17 protein-coding genes and 3 pseudogenes are annotated in these 18,764 nt (G+C 60.2%); 13 read left to right on the forward strand and 7 right to left on the reverse strand.

Annotation, left to right across the window (positions count from 1 at the left end; all coding sequences use genetic code 11):
* Nucleotides 1–47 precede the first annotated feature (47 nt).
* The 3 genes from BUE39_RS30390 to BUE39_RS30400 all read right to left on the reverse strand — a co-directional run bounded on the left by BUE39_RS30390 (nucleotide 48) and on the right by BUE39_RS30400 (nucleotide 2,872).
* On the reverse strand, nucleotides 48–587 hold the full coding sequence (locus BUE39_RS30390) for a hypothetical protein (protein ID WP_073432358.1): 540 nt from the start codon (nucleotides 585–587) through the stop codon (nucleotides 48–50).
* Between the two features lie 93 nt (nucleotides 588–680).
* The gene (locus tag BUE39_RS30395) at nucleotides 681–1,679 is read right to left on the reverse strand and encodes a quinone oxidoreductase family protein (protein ID WP_073432359.1); all 999 of its coding nucleotides are present in this window, start codon (nucleotides 1,677–1,679) and stop codon (nucleotides 681–683) included.
* Between the two features lie 23 nt (nucleotides 1,680–1,702).
* Nucleotides 1,703–2,872 carry an MFS transporter gene (locus tag BUE39_RS30400; RefSeq protein WP_073432379.1) on the reverse strand — a complete coding sequence of 390 codons (1,170 nt, stop codon included), beginning with the start codon at nucleotides 2,870–2,872 and terminating at the stop codon, nucleotides 1,703–1,705.
* Between the two features lie 173 nt (nucleotides 2,873–3,045).
* On the opposite strand from BUE39_RS30400, the gene BUE39_RS30405 reads away from it, so the two are divergent.
* Nucleotides 3,046–3,921 carry a LysR family transcriptional regulator gene (locus BUE39_RS30405; protein WP_073432360.1) on the forward strand — a complete coding sequence of 292 codons (876 nt, stop codon included), beginning with the start codon at nucleotides 3,046–3,048 and terminating at the stop codon, nucleotides 3,919–3,921.
* 234 nt (nucleotides 3,922–4,155) lie between these two features.
* On the opposite strand, the gene BUE39_RS30410 is transcribed toward BUE39_RS30405, so the two are convergent.
* The 4 genes and pseudogenes from BUE39_RS30410 to BUE39_RS30425 all read right to left on the reverse strand — a co-directional run bounded on the left by BUE39_RS30410 (nucleotide 4,156) and on the right by BUE39_RS30425 (nucleotide 8,280).
* Nucleotides 4,156–4,932: an SDR family NAD(P)-dependent oxidoreductase gene (locus BUE39_RS30410; RefSeq protein ID WP_073432361.1), complete on the reverse strand. Its 777-nt coding sequence runs from the start codon at nucleotides 4,930–4,932 to the stop codon at nucleotides 4,156–4,158.
* A 74-nt stretch (nucleotides 4,933–5,006) separates the two neighbouring features.
* Nucleotides 5,007–5,783, reverse strand: a pseudogene (locus BUE39_RS30415) (Rossmann-fold NAD(P)-binding domain-containing protein); the annotation flags it as partial.
* Nucleotides 5,784–5,920: 137 nt separating this feature from the next.
* A pseudogene (locus BUE39_RS30420) lies at nucleotides 5,921–7,135 on the reverse strand (IS701 family transposase).
* A gap of 248 nt (nucleotides 7,136–7,383) precedes the next feature.
* A complete protein-coding gene (locus BUE39_RS30425; protein WP_073432362.1) occupies nucleotides 7,384–8,280 on the reverse strand; it encodes a LysR family transcriptional regulator in 897 nt (298 codons plus the stop codon).
* Between the two features lie 144 nt (nucleotides 8,281–8,424).
* On the opposite strand from BUE39_RS30425, the gene BUE39_RS30430 reads away from it, so the two are divergent.
* The 12 genes and pseudogenes from BUE39_RS30430 to BUE39_RS35745 form a co-directional block, all read left to right on the forward strand.
* Nucleotides 8,425–9,078 carry a hydrolase gene (locus tag BUE39_RS30430; RefSeq protein ID WP_073432363.1) on the forward strand — a complete coding sequence of 218 codons (654 nt, stop codon included), beginning with the start codon at nucleotides 8,425–8,427 and terminating at the stop codon, nucleotides 9,076–9,078.
* Nucleotides 9,079–9,128: 50 nt separating this feature from the next.
* Nucleotides 9,129–10,619 (forward strand): alginate export family protein, encoded by a 1,491-nt coding sequence (locus BUE39_RS30435; RefSeq protein WP_200799529.1) that lies wholly within the window; start codon nucleotides 9,129–9,131, stop codon nucleotides 10,617–10,619.
* 139 nt (nucleotides 10,620–10,758) lie between these two features.
* Nucleotides 10,759–11,220: a VOC family protein gene (locus BUE39_RS30440; protein ID WP_073432364.1), complete on the forward strand. Its 462-nt coding sequence runs from the start codon at nucleotides 10,759–10,761 to the stop codon at nucleotides 11,218–11,220.
* A 142-nt stretch (nucleotides 11,221–11,362) separates the two neighbouring features.
* Nucleotides 11,363–12,403, forward strand: a complete 1,041-nt coding sequence (locus BUE39_RS30445) for an LLM class flavin-dependent oxidoreductase (protein WP_073432365.1) — start codon at nucleotides 11,363–11,365, stop codon at nucleotides 12,401–12,403.
* Between the two features lie 32 nt (nucleotides 12,404–12,435).
* Nucleotides 12,436–13,308, forward strand: a complete 873-nt coding sequence (locus BUE39_RS30450; protein ID WP_073432381.1) for an SDR family NAD(P)-dependent oxidoreductase — start codon at nucleotides 12,436–12,438, stop codon at nucleotides 13,306–13,308.
* A gap of 200 nt (nucleotides 13,309–13,508) precedes the next feature.
* Nucleotides 13,509–14,474 (forward strand): tyrosine-type recombinase/integrase, encoded by a 966-nt coding sequence (locus tag BUE39_RS30455; protein WP_073432366.1) that lies wholly within the window; start codon nucleotides 13,509–13,511, stop codon nucleotides 14,472–14,474.
* Nucleotides 14,471–15,412 (forward strand): tyrosine-type recombinase/integrase, encoded by a 942-nt coding sequence (locus tag BUE39_RS30460; protein WP_073432367.1) that lies wholly within the window; start codon nucleotides 14,471–14,473, stop codon nucleotides 15,410–15,412. Before BUE39_RS30455 ends, BUE39_RS30460 begins: the two co-directional genes overlap by 4 nt.
* Nucleotides 15,409–15,567 carry a hypothetical protein gene (locus BUE39_RS35005; protein WP_159442608.1) on the forward strand — a complete coding sequence of 53 codons (159 nt, stop codon included), beginning with the start codon at nucleotides 15,409–15,411 and terminating at the stop codon, nucleotides 15,565–15,567. The genes BUE39_RS30460 and BUE39_RS35005 overlap by 4 nt, the downstream gene beginning before the upstream one ends.
* 456 nt (nucleotides 15,568–16,023) lie before the next feature.
* Nucleotides 16,024–16,311, forward strand: a complete 288-nt coding sequence (locus tag BUE39_RS30470) for a DUF1488 family protein (RefSeq protein WP_083086161.1) — start codon at nucleotides 16,024–16,026, stop codon at nucleotides 16,309–16,311.
* Between the two features lie 831 nt (nucleotides 16,312–17,142).
* Nucleotides 17,143–17,310: a hypothetical protein gene (locus BUE39_RS35265; protein ID WP_167363317.1), complete on the forward strand. Its 168-nt coding sequence runs from the start codon at nucleotides 17,143–17,145 to the stop codon at nucleotides 17,308–17,310.
* A 56-nt stretch (nucleotides 17,311–17,366) separates the two neighbouring features.
* Nucleotides 17,367–17,573 (forward strand): hypothetical protein, encoded by a 207-nt coding sequence (locus BUE39_RS35740; protein ID WP_073432370.1) that lies wholly within the window; start codon nucleotides 17,367–17,369, stop codon nucleotides 17,571–17,573.
* 921 nt (nucleotides 17,574–18,494) lie between these two features.
* A pseudogene (locus BUE39_RS35745) lies at nucleotides 18,495–18,764 on the forward strand (transposase); the annotation flags it as partial.

Genomic DNA, 18,764 nt, shown 5'->3' on the forward strand with positions numbered 1-18,764 from the left:
GCGGTAAGTTGCGGCTATATCGCGTGTTACGACTGAACCGTGGCGGATCAGGGCGATGGCACGGGCAAGATGATTTCCGAGGCGATTTTCCATTGACCATCTAAATTCAGCCATTGGATGATCATGATAAATGGACGCGGAGATGGATCCTGGCCGCCGTAGTTGACGGCGATTTTCATCGGCGCATACGTTTGTGCGACTGTCGAAGAAATGCCCACGGCTTTTAGCTTTACCCAGTCAGGGAACAGGGTGAGTGTGCCGGCAGCATATATGTCCTGAAGCTTGTGAGCCACTGATTCAGATCCCCAAAAACCCGCCCAGCTTCCCTCCGCCGGATCGACGCTTTTGGCGACCAGCAGCGCTGAAGGTGAGTCCCAGAACATCTGCGCTATGGCCGTAGCGTCGTGCCGGTTTGCCGCCGACGTCAATTGCCTGAAGCGGTTCTTCACATCTTCAAGCGACCCATCGGGCAATGGGTGCGCAGAGCTAAGATTCACAGGAGCCACATCCGTTTCCGCGCCCTGCGTTGCCCCTACACACATCAACGCACCGGCGAGCGCGGCCGCGACGAGGTATATTTTTCTCATAAATAATCCTGGGATTGCGATCTTTCAGGGAGAACGTTCAGCGAGCGGGACCATGAGCTGACCTGCGCGAACGCCTTGGAGCAGCGCCACTGATCAGTACCTCGGATCAAGGACGATGACGCCTTGGGCCTCCCGGCGTTCGAGCATGGCGTGCGCATCGGCCGCGCGGCTGAGCGGGAGCGTAGCCGCAACCCTCGGTCGGATCAGTCCTTGTCCAATGCCGTCTTTCAGGAAGCGCAGACCACGCTGGATAAGGTCTGGGCGCTGAAAAAACGAGGGCAGATAGACTCCGGTCAGCGTTTGCGCTTTTGCCATCAACCGACGCGGCGCGAGAGGTTTGCCGGGGCCGCGCGTCGAACCGATGACAACACATCGGCCGAGCATGCCAAGGCAGGCGAAGTTCTCGTCGAAGACGTCGCCTCCGATTGTTTCGAGGATCACGTCGACGCCTTTCCCGTCGGTGAGGCTCAGGACCGATTGCGGCCAGTGTGGCGAGTCATACGCAATCGCATGGTCGGCGCCACGGCTCAGTACGAAGGCTCGGCGGCTGTCTGAGCTCGCGGTCCCGATTACCGTGGCCGCACCGAGTACTTTCGCAATCTGGACGGCGAGGTTGCCGACGCCGCCGGCTGCGCCATGGACCAGCAGGCTTTCGCCCGGGCGCAGCACGGTGCAAACCTGAAGAGCGAGAAATGCAGTTACGCCCTGACACGGCACGCTCGCCATGACGAAATCATCGGCATCGTCTTCGAGTTCAACGAGCATGTCAGCGCGAGCCACTGCACGTTGCGCGTAAGCGCCCTTCGACATCAGGGCCATCACCTTGCGCCCAACCAGGTGGTCGTGCGCCTCGGTGCCGGCATTCAGCACACGGCCGACCACTTGCAGCCCGCCGACTTGAGGTAGCGTCACGCCGCCGACCTGCGTCTCCGCCCGGTTATAGACACCCAAGCGCTCCCGAATATCCGGAAAATTGACACCGATAGCAGTGGTTTCGATCAACACTTCGCCCGCTCGCGGCTCGGGGTCGGGCAATCCGACGTACTCGAGGACTTCGGGGCCCCCGAATTTTCGATACTGAATGGCTTTCATTGAGAACTTCCTGTTTGATTAGATCATGCCTCGCCTGGGCGAGAGCGGATCGGGTCCGACTTCGCCCAGAGGGCAATGCCGAGTTGCCCTGACAGGGCGATGACGACCAGTGCTGTAGATAACATCGGCAACTGCGTAAGACGGATGCCCGCGGCAAGGGCGAGCCCGCCCAGCGCAGCGCCAGCAGCGCTACCGAGATAGTGCGCGGAGCTCTGTAATGCGACGACAACGCTTGCTTTATCCGGATGCAAAGTCAGCAATCTGTGTTGTTGTGGCGCCTGCGAGGACCACGCCGCGGCGCCCCACACACCAAACAGGGCGAGAGCCGCTACGGGATAGGGCAGCGCTGGTCCCAAGGTCCCGAAAACTGCGACCATCAGAATCTGTACGACGGACATCACCCATTCGGGGCGGCCGGTAGCGTCGATCAGCGCGCCGCAGAAGTAGATGCCGAGAACCCCGCCTACACTCCAGGCCCACAGATAGGGCAACGGGTCAGTGATGCCGCCGCTCGCGCGCAGCAGCGGTGCCACGAAGGTGTAAAGCCCGATTGATGCCGCAGATGTGACGAATGAAACAGCAATAGTTGCCGCGACACGTGGATCGACCAGTACTGCAACGCGTTGGCGAAGCGAAGGTGGTGTCGAGGCGGCGATTTCGGGCATGCGCGATACGACGCCCGTGAATGCGATTCCACCTAGCGCCACTATCAGCCACATCGCGCTTCTCCAGCCGAAACCCCCAGCGACAATGAGACCGCACGGTACGCCCACGGCGGTGCCCAGCGCGAGGCCGCCCACAACGAGGCCGAGTGCGCGGCCTCGTCGTTCCTGAGAAACCATGCTTGCAGCAGCACTGAAGGCGCTGGGACCATATAGGCCGGCGCCGACTCCTGCCGCCGCGCGCGACAGGAGCAGAACGGGGAAGCTTGTTGCGAGTGCGCTAAGGGTGTTCGCGAGCGTGAAAAGGACCAGCGCTGCGCCCAGCACGCGCCGCACGGGTTTGCCTGCCGTCAGTGCGCCAAACACCGGCGCTGCAACGGCATAACACGCAGTGAAGATTGTGACTGTTTGACCTGCCACGGAGGCAGAGACCGCGAAGGTGTTGGCGATGCCGGGCAGCAAGCCCGCCATGATGTACGCGTCGATGCCAAGCGCAAACGTGCCGAGGCATAAGGGAAGAATCCTGATCAACCTGGCTCCTCGGAAATCGTTAACTTCCATCGCTATCAATGGATGCCGCGAGATGCGGCGTATGCACGCGGCGCCGGCATCGCGATAAGATGTCAAGCGTCATGAAAAATAGCACTCGTACCGGAAGTCGGGAACCCGGAAAGCATTCACATCGCTTGTGAGAATTTGCACCAATGTTCGACTGGAATGACATGAGACATTTCATTGCCCTGGCGGAGGCGGGCACTCTGTCGGGTGCGGCGCGCAAGCTGCAGGTCGATCACGCGACGGTTGCGCGGCGTATCGCAGCGCTGGAGCACGCGCTGGGAGAAACGCTGGTGGACCGTCTTGCGAGACGTTGGCGTCTGACCGATGCGGGCATCGACGTTGCGCGCGTCGCCGAGGGCATGCAGGCGCAGGCTCATGCATTGGAAAGGGCAGTACGAAGCCGTAAGACGGGAGCGCGGGCGAGAGTCACTGTCAGTGCACCGCCTGCTTTCGCGAGCGTCTTCCTCGCGCCACGTTTTGCCGAACTTGCTTCACGGCATCCAGAAATTGAACTGACGCTCCTGGGCACGCAGCCGATGATCTCGCTCAGTCGTCAGGAGGCGGATATTGCCGTCCGCCTGACTCAACCTACCGAGGCAAGTTATGTTTCCCGGAGAATCGGAAGCGTGACGTATGGGCTGTATGCAGCGCAGGGCTACATCAGCCGGCCATCCGACGAATGGCAGTTCATTGCTTATCACGCGGCACTCGATCACGTACCGGAGCAAGTATGGCTACTTGACTTCGCGGATGGCCGCCGCATCGGATTCAGGAGCAACGATCTGGTGAGCCAGCTTGCCGCGGCGCGCGGAGGTCTGGGGATTGCCGCGTTGCCTCATTTTTTTGCGGCAGACGATAAACGCGTAATCGCGCTGCCTGTGGGCGCAGAAAAACTGTCGCGTGATATCTATCTGATCGCCCACGTGGACATGCGACGGCAGGCGGCTGTGCGCCTTGTGATGGATTTCATTGCGGAGAAGTTCGTCAATGACTTTCACAATGGCGAGCAGTACAACGGATAGTTCGCTGCCGCCCGAGATGAAGACTGATTGCGAAAAGCAGCGGGTCATTCGGCCGCAAGTCAGACGGCGAGGTAGCGGCTCTTTGGGAATCGCTGATGGATAGCCGACACGGTATCTATCCGCCTCATACCGAAGCACAATGAGCAAGCGCAATGAATTGACCAGCGGCCAGGCCGGCCTATCGCGGTCAATGAGGGTAGCGAGCACTAGCGTCCGGCTGATCGAAGGCCGATGTCAAACGATGAAATCGACCACGCCACCGTCGACTCTGGGCGCAGCACCGGTCGTCGCTGATGCCTGCCTGGAGGCGACATAGACCACCATATTCGCAACCTCTTCTACCGTTGCGGGTCGCTGGATGATAGAGGTCGGTCGATAGGTCTTCACGAAGTCAATACCGACTTGCTCAAAGGACCCGTCGGCCGTGATTTGGTCCTTAAGCATTTCGCCCGCTCCCTCGGTAAAAGTCGGCCCGGGCAGGACCGAATTCACTGTCACGCCGATGCCTGCCATACGCTTCGCGAGGCCGCGAGCGAGAGCCACGTCCGCCGTTTTGCTAATGCCATAGTGAATCATCTCTACGGGGACGTTGAATGCGGATTCCGAACCCAGGAAGACGAAACGACCCCACGCCTTTTCTGCCATCCTTGGCAAATAAGCACGGGCGAGTCGCATACCCGCCATGACGTTTATCTGCCAGTGACGATCCCAGATCTCGTCATCGGTATCAAAAAAATCTTTCGGTTGAAAAATCCCGAGGTTGCTTACGACGATGTCTGGTTCGACCTCGGCTTCGATCAGGCCATGACAACCGTCGGCGGTGGCGAGATCGAAGGCATGACCCCGCGCGCGCGCCCCAAGGCGCGCAATGGCCGCATCGACCTTTTGTCTGGTGCGACCGTTTACAACAACGTCGGCCCCGGCGTTATGAAGCGCGTGGGCAATCGCAAAACCAATGCCTTCTGTTGAACCTGTGACGAGGGCGATCTTGCCCGAGAGATCTACATTCACTTCGTTTCTCCTGTGAGTAATATTTGATGCTGCGATTCTGGCGTTTTATGCGGGCCGTTGCGCCGACCGACCGTTCAGATTCCGGTACCGGCTTCGAATTGGTTGCGGTGCTTGGAAACGAACGCCTGAACGGTCATCGGTGCCTTCCCTGTGAGTCTCGCAATAACCTCATCTTCGCCGGAAAAAATGCCGTCCTTGTAATCAACGGCGATGGCGCAGAAGTGTTGGATCAGAAATTCCGGCAGGCCCGCATTCTCCAGGCGCTCGCGGTATTGTGGGATGGTCGATGGCTGATAGATAATCTCGCGACCCAAGACCCCGCTTACCGCTGCAGCGATTCCGGACTGATCAAGCTCGACTGGTCCATGGAGGTTATAGGTCTTTCCGGCATGTCCATCTGGGGCGGCGAGTATTGTCGCGATCAGGCGTGCCTGGTCCTCCGCTGCAATCGGCGCATGGCGACCCGCTCCATACGGCAGGTCGATGATCCCTTGTTCGATAATCGCTGTGCGTGAGTGCGGATACAACAGCCATTGCGAGAAGAAGGTGGGACGAAGATGTGTGGTCGGAACACCCGACCGGTCAAAGATGCGCTCGGCAATCCAGTGGTCGCGTGCTGCGTGGCTTTTTGAATCCTCTCGTGCAGAGATCTGCGACATATTGACGATGAGCTTCACGTTTGCCCGCCTGGCCGCGTCGTCAAAATAGGCCATTGCTGGAATAATCCCTGGGCGAACCGGATAGCAGAAGTACGCTGCACTGACGTCGGCGAGCGCCCGGATTGCATCGTCATGGACCAGGAGATCGCCGACAACCACCTGGGCGCCCATGATCCGCAACGCCTCTGCGCGACTATCGTCCCTATTACTACTGTGTTAACAACTACTCGGTTTTCCGGCCGCAGCACGGGCACCGTTCAAGGCAAGCAAGTAGCGCGGCAGCAAGCTCCAATCGCAACGTTGTGATTGAATCCGCCACGTGTCGCTGCTTACGCAGGGGCGCCCCGGGGCCGGAAGCCTTTGGGTAAGGAAGACACCTCGCCGAGTAACCGATGAGCTGGAGTTTTTTTGCACCACCAAACGTTCAGTGACGAGAAAACCGTAAGCCGCTATGCACAGCGTCGCGTGGTGGTGAAAGCCGCGCCAGCTGCGTCCCTCGAAATGCCCCAAGCCGAGTTCCTGCTTGAGCTCCTGGTAATCGCGCTCAATACGCCAGCGCAGTTTTGCGAGTCGCACGAGTTCCTTGATTGGCGTATCAGCCGGCAGCGTACTGAGGAAATACCTGGTCGGCTCGACTTCTGCCGTGGGCCACTCGATGAACAACCATTGCTCCGCGCTGGCCTCGCCTGGCCGGGCTGCGCGGGAGGCGCAATGCACCCGTACCGCCGCAAAACGCGACGACAAGGCGCAGTGGGTGCCTTCGCGCCACGTGACAGTGCGAAAGCGTCGCGACGGCAATTGCATGGCCAGCTCCTTTGCTTGCAGCGGCGCCAGCGCTTGCGACTGCAAGCTGACCGTCCCGGTCACCCCGACCATATAAGTGAAGCCCATCGCCGTGAGTTGCTCGCGGAACTCCGTGCTCGCCCCGTAACCGGCGTCAGCCAGAACCAGTTCGGGCAGCGATTCCACTTCGCCGAGGTTCTCAAGCAGTTGCAGCGCGAGCATCGGCTTGGTGACGAACTCAAGCGCCTCGGGCACTTTGGCATGCTTACGCCGTTGCGGGTCATCTGCCCAGCTTTGCGGCAAATACAGTTGGTAGCGCACCGGCAGACTGAAGTGTTCATTGGCAAGCGAGATGCTGACTGCGACCTGGCAGTTGTCCTGCTTACCCAATTGGCCGCAGTACTGCCGAGCGACCCCGACCGAGTGCTTACCCTTCTTCGGAAAGCCGGTATCGTCAATAATCAGCGCCTCAGGCGAACCCGCGCGCCGGCTAATTCGCTCAAGTACGTAACTGCGCACCGCATCAAGCACCAAGTCGTCCGACCACGGCGCATCGGCCACAAAGTGATGCAGACGTTGATGTTCCGAACGCACCCGGTCTGGCGACAAATGCGCCGCCATGGGTTCAACGCTCTTACGCTTAACCGGCAGCATCAACCCCGTGCAGTAGCCGCGAAACGGCTCGACACGGTCAGCGTGTCCAAGCGACTGGGCCATCTCAGAGACACGTACTCCTCGAACCGCTTCGCAGAGATTTCCATCGCTCTCCTCATAACGCAGTTGAAGACAAGCGAATAATGCCTTATTTTTTAACACAGTAGTACTAGGTGCCCAGACACGGCTTCCGTGGATCGGATTGTTCGAGCGTTCCCGCAGAGGATGCGACATCGTCATTGACGATAGCGTTTTGCCATTCTGATAGGCGCTTCGTGCTGACATCGCGATAACTGCCAACAGGATCGTATGTAGGCTGGCCGTGCCCTTTGTTCGACCCCGACAGCCGCAGTCTCTATGTCGAGAGCGCTTTCGTACCCTCGGTCGAGCGCCCGAAACACTCGATCAGCATCTCGGTGAGGACCCGAACCTTACGCGACGGGTGCTGTCCCGGGGGCCGTACGACGTAGATGCCGTGCTCTGGAATAGGATGATGCGGCATCACTTGCACCAGCGCGCCCGAGTCCAGATGCTCCTGGATCAAGTCGTTAGGGAGAGCTGCGATCCCGATCCCTGCGACCGCAGCGGCAATGAGGGCAACGCCGTTGTCGGCCTTGAACCGACCCTGCGGCCGCATCGTGATGACCTTGTCACCGACCGTAGCGAGCCATGTCTCGGTTCCCTGCATCAGCGCCTGATGGGTCACGAGCTCTTCAGGCGTTTCGGGGGATCCGCATTTCTCGATGTAAGCCGGCGACGCGACATACTTACCGATAAGCGGGCCAATTCTTCTTGCGATCAGGTTGGAATCGGGCAGCATTCCGACGCGGATCGCGCAATCATATCCCTCTGCGATCAGGTCGACGAACCGATCCGTATAGGCCGCGTGGATGTGCAACTCCGGATAGCGCCGCGCCATGTCGGCGAGGACGGGCGCGAAGTGCGTCGGTCCGAATGACAGCGGCGCTGCGACGCGCAGGCGTCCTCTCAACTCGCCCGCCGGCAGAACAGTCTCTTTGGCGAGGTCGATCTCGGCAACCACCCGCGCTGCGTATTCCCGGAACGTCGCCCCCGCTTCGGTGAGCGCGGCACCCCGCGTGGTGCGGGCGAGGAGCTGGACACTCAACTCCGCCTCGAGCCGGACGAGCCGCCGGCTGACCATCGATTTAGATATGCCGAGCCGGCGCGATGCAGGCGTCACGCCACCCGCATCCGCGACTTCAACGAACGTCCGCAAATCCTCAATTTCCATTCAGCGTTCCCCTTCGTGCGACACAGCATATCATCCGGCGATGCTACCGCACCGGAAAGGGGAATGGCAACATTCGAACCGGGGGCGTCGTCTCGTTCGATGCCTCAGCGATCCACGAAACCAATTTAGGAAGGAAGACCCGCCATGACATTTCGCAACGGCCTAGACTCGCTTCTTCGCCCCGAAGATTCAGTGCTCGTTCTGATCGACCACCAGCCCTATCAGCTCGCAAACCTGAACAGCCACGATCCGCAGGCGGTGGTCAACCTCACGACGGCGCTGGCGAAGCTGGCAAAAGCCTTCAATGTTCCGACCGTTCTCACCAGCGTGATCGCGGGTCGCGGTGGCGTCCTCTTCAAACAGATCACCGACGTCTTCCCGGGCCAAGAGGTGATCGACCGGACTTTGGTCAACACCTGGCAAGACGAGAAGGTCGTGGACGCGGTCAAGGCGACCGGTCGCAAGCAACTCATTGTCGCGGGCCTGTGGACCGAAGTCTGCGTCGCGATGCCTGTGATCCAGGCCGCCGGCGAAGGTTGGGACGTGACGGTGATCACCGACGCGTCGGGCGGCATTTCGAAGGAGTCTCACGAGGTTGCCGTCCAGCGGATGATCGCGGCTGGCGCGAACCCGATGACCGTGATGGCGCTTGCTGGCGAATGGCAGCGCGACTGGGCGCGTACCGAGCATGTCGAAGAACTGACCGAGATTCTCATCCAGCACTTCGGCGGCAGCGGCATTGCGTATCTGTGGGAGCAGCAGCTCCTCAAGACCCCTGTCGAGACCGACGCGGGCTGATCGCAATGGTTGGCGAGTATCGGCCAGGCGCGCTGTTGAGAGCCGGTGTCATGTCGATGCTCGCCATCACCATGCTACGGGTCAAACGCGCAAGACGTCTTCCCTCCCGCGATGGCGGTCAACGCAACTCTTCGCTGGCGAATGCCGGATGGCGCTTGATGTTCGTCGCGGCCGCTGCGGCGATACCGTTCGCGGCAAGTGCGCAGGTTTCGACCAACGTGGAACGCGCCCCGACACTGACAATCGAGCGCTATTCGGAAGATTGGTCATGGCTCGCCGATCCCGCGAAACGGACGGGCGACTGGGCGGAGCCGTTCAAATACATTCCGCTGAACGACGACGGCTCTATTTACCTTACAACTGGCCTCGAGGCACGTTCACGCTTCGAAGGCTACGATAATGTGAACTGGGGGGCATCGCCGAACGACAGTTACGTCTGGAATCGCCTGATGCCTTACGCCGATCTCCACGTCGGCAACGTCCGGTTTTTTGCGATGCCCATCCTTTCGGGGATTTCAGGGACGGATCGGCCGAAAGGGCCGGCGGACGCGACGGGCGTCGACATGCTGCAGGCTTTTGTCGACGTGGATTTCGCCCTGGCGGGCGATGACTCGCTCCGTCTATCGGCCGGGCGGAAGCTGGTGTCATTTGGTTCGGGACGGTTCATCGACAGGCGCTACGGAACCGGCGTTCCGCTGCCGTTCGACGGATTTGAAGCGATCTACACCGGCAAGACACGCCAAGTGACCGGCTTCTACCTTCAGCCGGTCGACACAAGGCTGGGGGACTTCAATGACCGACGCTCGCGCAACAAAGAGGTATGGGGCGTCTACGCCACACAGTGGCTCGACGCGACGCATTTGAACGGCTTCGATGTGTATTACATCGGCCTGGATGATCAAAACGCTGTCTTCGATCAGGGATCCGGCAGGCAACTGGCGCACACCTTCGGTTCAAGGATCTTCGGAGACAATGGCACCTGGTATTGGAACGTCGAGGCCGCGTACCAGCGCGGCACGTTTGCCGGCCACCGATCGGAGGCGTGGGGTGCGGGGTTCGAGACGCGGTATCGCTTCCGGGACACGTACCTGCGGCCCGAGGTCGGTCTCACGGCCGACGTCGTATCCGGCGACGGTGACCCAAACGATGCGAAGCTGGGAACACTGAATCCGCTTTTCCCCAACGGCAAGTATTTCGGAGCATTGTCGCCGATCGGTCCAAGAAACCTCATCCACGTCCGACCATCGATTACGGTTTATCCGCACGAGAATGTCGCGGTGTCGCTGACTGGGGTGGCTTATTGGCGTCAGAGCACTCACGACGGAATCTACTCGATCCCCGGATTTCTGGTGCGCAGCGGCAAGGATAGCGACGCGCGGTTCATCGGAAAGCAGATCGAACTTGGCGTAAGCTGGCAGGCGACGCCGAACTTGAACGTCACGGGATCGCTCAGTGCTTTCCAACCCGGTGACTTCATCCGTGACACAGGCTCGGCGCAGACCATCAAGATGATCGGCCTACAGACGACTTTCAGGTTTTGATGTGCCGCCGCTCGCATTCAATGCGGTGCTCGCGGGATGCGGTCTTGCATGATCCGTCCGTGCCACTCTGCTGACAGGTGACTTCAAGGCGATGCCAGTCGTCGCCGACTAACACCCGCCAATGTAAAAGGGATCATCAATGGCTGACTTCATACCGCCAGCACCCAACGGCAATTCTCCATTCGCTGACATGCGCGGTCACCACGTGGCAGTCCGCACCCCTGATCTGGAAGCCTTCAAGCGCTGGTATGTCGAGGTGCTCGATTTCCGCGTGGTGGCCGAGTGGCAGGTTGACCAGTTGACGCTCGCCTTTATCGCTCCCCCGACAGACGATGATTTCTACATCGAGATACCCGGTGGATCAGCACCCGCACCGCAGGACGCGCATCCATTCACGGACCTTGAGAGCAGCTTGGCCTATGCCGGTTATCACGACTTCTGTCTGAATGTGGCCAGCATCGAGACGACCGTGGAGGAGCTTCGTAGGCGCGACGTAAAAATCGTCGTCGAACCGATCTTGGTCGAGGCTATCAGCCGCCGAATCGCTTTCTTCGCTGACCCCTTCGGAAACCTGGCTGAGTTGGCGGAGGTGCTCGCGTGATCCCTGCGGGACCGACCATTTGCCTAGGGCGCAGTCGGTCAGCTTTGTTGGGGAGGGAAGACCGGCCATCCGGCGCGGTCGATCAATGCCCGATCGGCATAGCCAGGAAGCTGCTCGACATGAAACGGAAGGAGTATCTCCCATGGAAATAGACATCGACAGCTTTGCGGCGATCCTGCCCGATCCCACGACCGGCGCGCTTCCGTCGGCGACAGATCGTATGGCGGACCTGCTTGACGAGGTTGAGGTCGCCGACCGTGTCGGGCTCGACGTGTTCGGCATCGGGGAACGCCATCGCGTGGAATTCCTGGATTCCGCGCCGTCGATCATTCTCGCCGCGGCCGCTGCCCGCACCAGCCGTATCCGGCTGACCAGCGCTGTGACGGTGCTGAGCGCTGCGGACCCCGTGCGCGTCTTCCAGGAATTCGCGACGATCGAGCTGATCTCCAAGGGTCGCGCCGAGCTCGTCGTCGGGCGGGGGTCGTTCGGCGAGGCCTTCCCGCTGTTCGGTCTCGATACGCGTGCCTATGACGACTTGTTTGCGGAGAATCTCGAGCTCTTCCTGAAGCTCGGCGAAACGAGCCACCCGACCTGGCAAGGTCGATTCCGGCCAGCACTCAATGGTCAGGGAGTCTTCCCGCGGCCTCATCAGCCACGCCTGCCGCTTTGGGTCGGCGTTGGTGGTTCGCCGCAATCGTTCGCGCGCGCCGGCACCCTCGGCCTTCCGCTGATGGTGGCCATTATCGGTGGGACGTTCGAGCGGTTCAGGCCGGCGGTCGATTACTACCGCGAGGCAGGCGCCGAGGCGGGACATGATCCTGCCAAACTCAAGGTCGGCATTCACGCGATGGGTTTCGTCGGTGAGACCGATGCCGCAGCGCGCGACGCCTTCTTTCCCGGCTGGGCGCACCTGACCGGCAAGGTCGGCCGCGAGCGCGGTTGGTCGCCGCCGACGCGCGCGCAGTTCGACGACATGGCCGGTCCGGAAGGCGCGTTCCTGGTCGGCAGCCCGGAAACAGTCGCGGCGAAGATGCTGCGCGCCAGCGAAACGCTCGGCGGCGTCTCCCGCATCACTTTCCAGATGAGTACCGCGTCGCCCGAGACGGCTGCGATGAAAAGGTCGATCGAGCTCCTCGGCACTGAAGTCGCTCCCATCGTGCAGGAACGCCTTCGAACAGGATGAGGCTTCCCACCTTCGAGCAAAGGGCGCACGACATGCCGACGCAGATTAGGCAGACTAGAAGGCCCGGTCGATCCGTCGTGGTAACGGGTGCAGGGCGAGGGCTCGGACGCGAGATCGCGCTTGGACTCGCCGCTAAGCGCTACATCGTCTTCGGCACCGCCAATTCGTCACAGGAGGCGGAGGATCTGCGGCGTGCATCCAACGGGCGTGTCAGTCTGGCGGTGTGCGATCTGAAGAATGCGGAGCCGGTAAGTGCCTGGGCTGCAGGCGTATCCGAGGCGATCGGCGCTTCCGGGCTCGATATTCTGATCAACAACACGACGCACCTGTCCCCAGGCCCGCTTGAACTTCTCCCACTGGAGGAGATCCGGCAGGGTTTTGAAGTGAATGTGTTCGGCGGGCTGGCGGTGATCAACGCCTTCCTCCCGGCATTGCGGATGGCGCACGGACGCATCGTCCAGATCAGCTCATGGACGGCGGACACGCCTCGTCACTTTGATGGCGTATCGGGCGCGTCGCAGGCGGCCATGGAGGCCTTCTCGGCTGCCTACCGGGCAGAGCTGAAGCCCTTCGGCATCGACGTCATCGTCGCGTCGATGAGCGATCTCGAAGCGGCCGGTTCGCGCGCGACCGCGGCATTGGCGCAGATCGACCACAGCATGACGGCGGCTCAGCGGAAGCTCTATGGCAAGCGCCTGCGCGTCTGCATGGAGAAGCTCGCCGGCTCCGCAGCGCAGGGCGAACCGACCACGGTTGCGGCGCGGGTGGTCGAGCTATCGATCCAACGGCATGTGCCGCCCAGATCGTCGATCGATCGTGATGCGGAACACATGATGCGCGCTATCCGCGAACAAACCGACGCGGAACTGGATGCGCTTCAAATCCAACTGGCCGGACCCAACTGAGGGTTGACCGGGATTCGTTAATATCTGAAGCTTAAGATATTCGCGATTACCCTCAACGGGAAATTAGGCGAAGCGCCATGCAGACGACGGCGCCACCGCGATTTTGCAGGCGGGATCGCGCGAGACGAACTGGGTTGCAACGGTTCGCATAATGTCCTGCACTTTTCCTACCGGCCGTGGTGGCCGGTAAGGAGAAGATCATGGCACAGTCTGAACTGACGTGCGGCAAGCAACGTACCGAGACGCGCACACGTTCGATTACGTGCGCGGCCGAATTCCTCAGCGAGTTTGACGCGTATCTGGGCGCCGTCAAGGGCCTCGCAGAGGGCACCCGCCGGAAGTACGGCCGGTTTGTCCGAGGCTTCCTGGACGTCTGGTGCAGCGACGACCCACCGAATTGGCAAGACCTGTCAATCGAAGATTTCCGCGGATATCTGCACCGCGAACTTTCGAGCAAGAGGCGCCGACCATCGAATTCGCCAATCGTCGCGCTGCGCGCGATGCTGCGGTTTCTCACCGTGATGGGTCTTGTGCCGTCCGGTCTCGAGGAAGCACTACCTCGAATCAGGAGATGGCGTCACGCGACGCTTCCAGCCAGCCTGACGAACGATGATGTGGAACGGCTCATCAAGTGCGGGGTCGACGCTGCTACGTTTCAGCCGCTGCGGAACACAGCAATCATATTGTTGCTCGCCAGAACCGGGATGCGGGCTGCTGAAGTCATGCACCTCAGTCTGGATGACGTGGACTGGGCCGACGGCATCATTCATATCCGAGGTGCGAAGTCCCGCCGTGACCGGGACCTGCCGCTCCTCCGCGACGTCGGGCGTGCATTGCTCGCTTACATCAAACGAGAACGGCCTCCGTCGTCATACAGGACGATCTTCCTGCAAGCGCTACCGCCGGCCCGACCATTCACAGACTCGAGCGCAATTTCCAGGATCGTCCGCCGGGCGTTGAATCGTGCAGGTATTGCCTCCGCACGCGGTGCTGCACATCTCTTACGCCATGCCGCGGCAACAACCATGCTGACGCGTGGCATGAGCTTCAAGAACATCGCCGATGTGTTGGGTCATCAGTCCCTCCAGTCCACCGCCACCTATGCAAAGCTCGACATGCCTTCGCTGGCGCGCATCGCCATGCCTTGGCCGAGAGACAGATCATGAACGGTGAGGAACTTCGGGATCTGCTGATCCGTTACGTCGAACACCGCAAGCTGCTGGGTTACCGGTATACCCATGGCGGGGTCCTCACACGCTTTGTGCAAGACCATGCCATCGAGCATCCAGGTGAATCAATCAAAGCCAAGGAGGTGCTCGAATGGGTCACGCGGGTTCACCGTGCTCCGCCAACCCAGGTGGCTATTCTCAGTGCCCTGCGGGGATTTCTACGCTTCGTAAAGGCTATCGATCCGGCAACCTCAGTCCCCGACAATCATCTGCTGCCATCCCCGCGTCGCAATCCCCCGTACATTCTGAACGAGGAACAATTGCAATCGATCCTGCACGCAGCAGCGACGGCGCGACCGAAAGGAGGGTTGCGCGCCGACGCTTATGTCGCGGTACTGGGGCTGCTTGCCAGTTCCGGGCTACGCGTCGGCGAAGCATTGCACCTCAAGGAACGCGACGTGCACTTGCGGAATGAGCCGCCCCATGTTGTTCTACGCGAAACCAAATTCAAGAAGTCCCGCATCGTAGCTTTGCACCCGACAACCGCTGTTCACCTCCAGCAGTATGCCGATCGGCGGGAGCACAAATGTCACGCAAGGCGAGCACCGTTGTTCTTCGTCACAGATTTCGGACAAGCCCTCGATTACGACACCCTGTCGCGGTGGTTCTCATGTGCGACGGCGAAGCTCGGATTGCATCTACCCGATGGGCGGCGCCCGACCTTGCATTCCTTGCGGCACTCGTTCGCCGTTCGTCGCCCAACGCAACGGTACGAAGATGGGGCATCGGCCGCCGAACTCGCTCCGACGCTCTCTGTCTATCTTGGTCACGTCAGTCCCAGAGAGAGCTACTGGTACGTCTCGTCAACTCCTGAGCTACTGGGCATCGTCTCGAACCGATTCGCCGCATTCTGCGGCGTGGGAGGCCAATCATGAAGAATACCGATACCCTTGTCGGGCCACTGCTTCAGCTCCTGGAAACAGTCCCCGCTTCTGTATTTCGCCGGTCAGGTCACTTCGCTGCTGCGCTGGACGCGATCAGCCGTCATCGCGAGATGCGTATGTTCGATAACAGTGTTTGGCTGCGTTAGCGGAGTTAATGGACACGATTAGCGCTCCAACGGACACCATTAGCGGAATTTGCGAACTTCAACAGCTACACACGGCGGTGGTCGCCATTTGGATGATCAGCGCCTGCGGATGGCGGAGCAAAAAGCGCTGGACAAGCGACTGGCGGTCGCCGTCCGAGCGAATCTTCGATGTCGACTTGCATAACGTTTCGGAAAACTGAACAAGGATTTCAGGTAAATAAAGACGTCGGTGCCAGCCAAAAGGTATACAGTGGGGAGACCGGTCGCCCATGAGCGACCTCCAGCTTAGGGGCCCCACATGCGATCGCAACTCAAACCCGCTTTGGCTGCAATTGGCAGGGAGAGCGAGTACGCCGTCGAATGCAGGACGCGTGCTCATATACTCGACGCAGCGGATGCTCTGAGAGCAGAGAAAAGACGCGCCAGTTACGCCATGATCGACTCCAACGCCACTAAGTGGCGCTACTCGGCCGTGTACGAGAAAAACTGATCGCGTTGCTTCAATTTCCCAACCCCAGCCGTAGCTACGATGCCTCCCGACATTGCGTGTGTTTCTGGGGGTACGACAATTCGCGGGAAATCACCTTCATGGTCGACGACGCGATGCTCAGAAATCTGCAGCCTGGCGTTGGATCCGACGAGCGCTCGGTGCTTGGCGCCTTTGACGAGCTTCGTGAAAAGGTTCTCGAAATCGCAAACAAGCAGTATGTCGCCGGGCCACAGAACCGGTATTTGATTTCATGAGCTACAGCCCTGTCGCGAGAATGTTTCCTGATCTGTCAATTCCCGGCTTCGTGGAGCGCCCTATACACCTTTAAAGGGGGCGACGCCGCTTGGCTTGTGACGGCGATCAGGGGTGCCACCATCGCCTGTGCTGCATTTAAGAGCAAGGTAGCCTGAAACGGCCTTTCGTCCAGGCGCCAGCTCAACGGCAGCGTCCGAGGCGCAGCGGTCGTTCGTGCCACCGTTCCGGCGGGATTGCGAAGCGAGCATGGATTCGACGCCGTAGTTGGCCAACGTCCCGCCTGCAATAAGACTCGTACGGAAGATCCGCGCTGGCCCGGATGGTGCAGCGCCCGGGCATGTGCCGGCTCGCCACCGTCTCCAGATTGTTTCTGACGTGAATCTCGCGCCAGCGGCCGCCACAAGAGATGCGGGCGAGTTCGCCTGACGGCGACGGTCGAGAAAGCCTGTCTCGCACTATGCAGCTGCGAGGTTCGCGCGAAACAAGGAGCGTTGAATGAAGATGGCTCCTGCTATTTCTCTGGTCACCTAAAATATAAGCATGCGTTTGACCTCAAAGGGGGTTGCCATGAGCCAGTCAATGATCAGTTTTGTAGTGGGGATCGTGGTGCTGCTATGCGTCGCGATATTCGCAGCGGCACGATACAGGCGAGAACACAAGGACGAGCCGGTTACCCGTTGGCTAGACGCGCATCCGATCAAGGACTGGCTGCGCCATAAGCACTGAGTGATTCAACATGATTTTTGGAAACGCTGGGGCGCGCGCGTGCTATTTCTCTATCGTGCGGTCTGTCGCCTGATGTAAAGCGAGAACAGATTGAAAAGGATGATATGACGTACGCAATGTGGGGAATCGCGGTCGGGCTGGCGCTGATGTTCGGCGTGTCGCTGCAGCGGTACAGGCGCAGCCTTCTGCGCAAGCGGGAGATCCGTTGGATGGGTGAACACCATGTATTGGACAGGCTACGCAAGCAATTGGGATTGTCGCTCCAGAAATGACACGCGCTGGGCAGATTGGCAGGTTGCAAAGACTACTTTTTGGAGGAGTTGGCGAAATGACCATGAATTACGCAGGCAGGTCGCACGATGAAGCCATGGCAGCGCGGCACAGGCAGAAGCAAAAGGCACAGGAACAGGCCGGCGGCGAAATGGCGATAGAAGGAACGGAGGCCGACGCGGAGCATAGTTGCGGCGAGCTCTCCGAGCGGGGAAAGCAGGTATGGCGAATTGGAAGCGGGATCAACGGTGGGGGAAAGGAGTGATAGGGCCTCGTCGATGCGATGCAGGCGGAAATTCTCTTCGCCCGCCATCGTGAGCAGGCCCCATTCCCGCCACTCCGGCACCATTGGACCCACCCGTCTACGCGGTCTTGAGAGGCGTCACCGCAGCCTCCCGCTACCTCAGGCATGTCTGTGTGCTGCACCGTAATGAAGCGGGAAGTCGAGCGCCTGTTGCCGGATTTGAAGACCCTGTGACTGAGACGTAAACTCGTCACGGTTCATCCCGGTGACCGTCGGGCGGTGGCCTTGCCTGATATCAATGCGCGCTCGACTTCATCGAATACGTTAAGCAGTCGGGTTACGCGCCTGGTTCCGTCGGGAAGCAGACTCTGCTGCGGCGATAGCGACGAAATGCGACGCCGCCAGTACGCTAGCGCGAGGGGATTTCCGTGCACAAGTAACGGAATGATCCGTTCGAGATGCGTCAGGTCTCCTTCGAATTGGTAGCGCGCCATCGGGATCCTTGCAAAGGTGATTCGGTGTCACGGATCAACTCTGTATCGGCCTAGCAGACATGTCTGCGCGCTACCGTACGGGTGTGGGGCGACCCGAACTTGTCACACGAGCCATTGATGGCTTCACGCGCGCGGCTTCACGTCGAAATCCATGCTGCCTCGCCTGCATCGCGGTATGGCACCGTAGCCGTTCTTGTCATCCCTGCGCCAGCAGATCTGACGTCAGAGCCCCCGTTATGGTCCCCCTACCGGGACGATGCCGCGCCACCGCAAAAAAACCGACGCTTCGCCGGTTCTTCCACTTCCGCCGCTCACGGCGGAACAATATCTTCCTAATGGATAGCGTCAAGCAGGACGTCCGGCGCATTGACTCAGGTTTTTTGTTACCGAGCCAGGGTCGTTGCCTCATGTAATTTGCTACCCGTCAGAATGCTGGCGGGAGCGACTTATGGCGAGGCAGCTCAGCATGACAACACGACGGGAATTGACCGAGGCAGTCGGTGAGCGGTACCGCCGTTCGGACCGGAATGAGAAGCGCGAGATACTGGACGAGTTTGTTCAGGTAACCGGCTATCACCGCAAGCACGCTATCCGCGTTCTGTGCCGGGAGCCTCAACCTCCGAGCGCGAGGCCCGGCCCGCAACGGCGGTATGACGATGAGGTGCGGGATGCCCTGATCACGCTATGGGAAGCCGCCGACCGGATCTGCGGCAAGCGC

This window comes from Paraburkholderia terricola, assembly GCF_900142195.1.
In the GTDB taxonomy this organism is placed as follows: Bacteria; Pseudomonadota; Gammaproteobacteria; order Burkholderiales; family Burkholderiaceae; genus Paraburkholderia; species Paraburkholderia terricola.